Origin of the sequence: Ancylomarina longa (genome assembly GCF_003996985.1) — a bacterium.
Taxonomy (GTDB): domain Bacteria; phylum Bacteroidota; class Bacteroidia; order Bacteroidales; family Marinifilaceae; genus Ancylomarina_A; species Ancylomarina_A longa.
Genome location: NZ_RJJX01000122.1, coordinates 1 through 576 on the forward strand (window position 1 = coordinate 1; position 576 = coordinate 576).

A 576-nucleotide genomic window follows, 5' to 3' on the forward strand; every position below is an offset into this window, starting at 1 on the left:
TGCGGTGAATCCCCCTGTTAAGTAGTCATGCATTACGATAGGAACTCCCAATTCTCTGGCAAATACAGCTCTTTTGATCATTTCTTCGCATGTACCYGCAGTAGCATTCAARTAATGCCCTTTGATTTCACCTGTTTCAGCYTGTGMTTTATAAAKWGCTTCGGCACAAAATAAGAAACGGWCTCTCCAACGCATAAATGGTTGGGAGTTCACRTTYTCATCATCTTTGGTAAARTCAAGTCCACCACGTAGACATTCATAAACTGCTCTACCRTAGTTYTTMGCRGATAACCCCAATTTWGGTTTAATAGTACATCCYAATAGGGGACGWCCATACTTGTTCAAYTTATCTCTYTCAACTTGGATRCCATGAGGYGGKCCTTGRAAAGTTTTARYATAAGCAGGAGGGATTCGCAGATCCTCTAGACGTAGAGCAGCCAGGGCTTTGAACCCAAATACATTACCCACAATCGAGGTAAACATGTTAGTAACCGAACCTTCTTCAAAAAGGTCTAAGGGATAAGCTACATACGCAATAAATTGAGTTTCTTCTCCTGGAACGGGCTCGATGTGGTA

Annotated in this window: 1 protein-coding gene; it reads right to left on the bottom strand. The window is 42.1% G+C overall.

Annotated elements, in window-relative coordinates:
• The coding region (locus tag DLK05_RS19085) for a RuBisCO large subunit C-terminal-like domain-containing protein (RefSeq protein WP_498366012.1) at window positions 1–570 on the bottom strand (570 nt) is incomplete at its 3' end.
• Between the last annotated feature and the right edge of the window lie 6 nt (window positions 571–576).